1 rRNA gene is annotated in these 1723 nt (G+C 48.5%); it reads right to left on the reverse strand.

The features are described from left to right. Positions 1–63 precede the first annotated feature (63 nt). A 16S ribosomal RNA gene (locus H612_RS0104650) occupies positions 64–1619 on the reverse strand. Positions 1620–1723 lie beyond the last annotated feature (104 nt).

Below are 1723 nucleotides of genomic sequence, written 5' to 3' on the forward strand. Positions count from 1 at the left end.
TTGAGTATTCCTTGAACACTCAAAACTAAACGAATCTTATCAACTTAATCCCTTCTTCCTTAGAAAGGAGGTGATCCAGCCGCACCTTCCGATACGGCTACCTTGTTACGACTTCACCCCAATCATCTGTCCCACCGTGACCGGCTCCCTCCTATAAAGGTTAGGCCACCGTCTTCGGGTGTTACAAACTCTCGTGGTGTGACGGGCGGTGTGTACAAGACCCGGGAACGTATTCACCGCGACATTCTGATTCGCGATTACTAGCGATTCCAGCTTCATGTAGTCGAGTTGCAGACTACAATCCGAACTGAGAATAGTTTTGTGAGGTTCGCTCCAACTTGCGCCTTCGCTTCTCTTTGTTCCTATCCATTGTAGCACGTGTGTAGCCCAAGTCATAAGGGGCATGATGATTTGACGTCATCCCCACCTTCCTCCAGTTTATCACTGGCAGTCTATCTAGAGTCCCCATCTTACTGCTGGCAACTAGATATAAGGGTTGCGCTCGTTGCGGGACTTAACCCAACATCTCACGACACGAGCTGACGACAACCATGCACCACCTGTATCTGTGTCTAACCATAGGCCAGAACAACATAATCTCTTATCTCTTCACAGTATGTCAAGACTTGGTAAGGTTCTTCGCGTTGCTTCGAATTAAACCACATGCTCCACCGCTTGTGCGGGTCCCCGTCAATTCCTTTGAGTTTCAACCTTGCGGTCGTACTCCCCAGGCGGAGTGCTTAATGCGTTTGCTGCAGCACTGATCTCTTATGAGACCAACACTTAGCACTCATCGTTTACGGCGTGGACTACCAGGGTATCTAATCCTGTTTGCTCCCCACGCTTTCGCGCCTCAGTGTCAGTTACAGGCCAAAAAGCCGCCTTCGCCACTGGTGTTCCTCCTAATCTCTACGCATTTCACCGCTACACTAGGAATTCCACTTTTCTCTCCTGCACTCAAGTTTAACAGTTTCCAATGACCCTCCACGGTTGAGCCGTGGGCTTTCACATCAGACTTTTTAAACCACCTGCGCGCGCTTTACGCCCAATAATTCCGGACAACGCTTGCCACCTACGTATTACCGCGGCTGCTGGCACGTAGTTAGCCGTGGCTTTCTGGTTAGGTACCGTCTGTTTTGTGTATAGTTACTACACAACCTTTCTTCCCTAACAACAGAGCTTTACGAACCGAAATCCTTCTTCACTCACGCGGCGTTGCTCCGTCAGGCTTTCGCCCATTGCGGAAGATTCCCTACTGCTGCCTCCCGTAGGAGTCTGGGCCGTGTCTCAGTCCCAGTGTGGCCGTTCACCCTCTCAGGTCGGCTATGCATCGTCGCCTTGGTAGGCCTTTACCCTACCAACTAGCTAATGCACCGCAAAGCCATCTCATAGTGTTAGCTTGACCAACTTTTAAATATTAACCATGCGGTTAATTCTGTTATCCGGTATTAGCTACAGTTTCCCGTAGTTGTCCCAGTCTATGAGGCAGGTTCTTTACGTGTTACTCACCCGTTCGCCGCTAAGTTATCTAGTGCAAGCACCAGATATCTTCGCTCGACTTGCATGTATTAGGCACGCCGCCAGCGTTCGTCCTGAGCCAGGATCAAACTCTCCAAATTATTTGTTAGCTTGATTTAGCTCTTAAAAAGTTTTATAGTTTCTTTTCTAAACTGTCCTTTTTGGAATTAACGTTGACTTAATTCGTTTAGTTTTCAATGTTCAA

It is taken from the genome of Gemella cuniculi DSM 15828 (assembly GCF_000425665.1).
Classification (GTDB): Bacteria; Bacillota; Bacilli; order Staphylococcales; family Gemellaceae; genus Gemella; species Gemella cuniculi.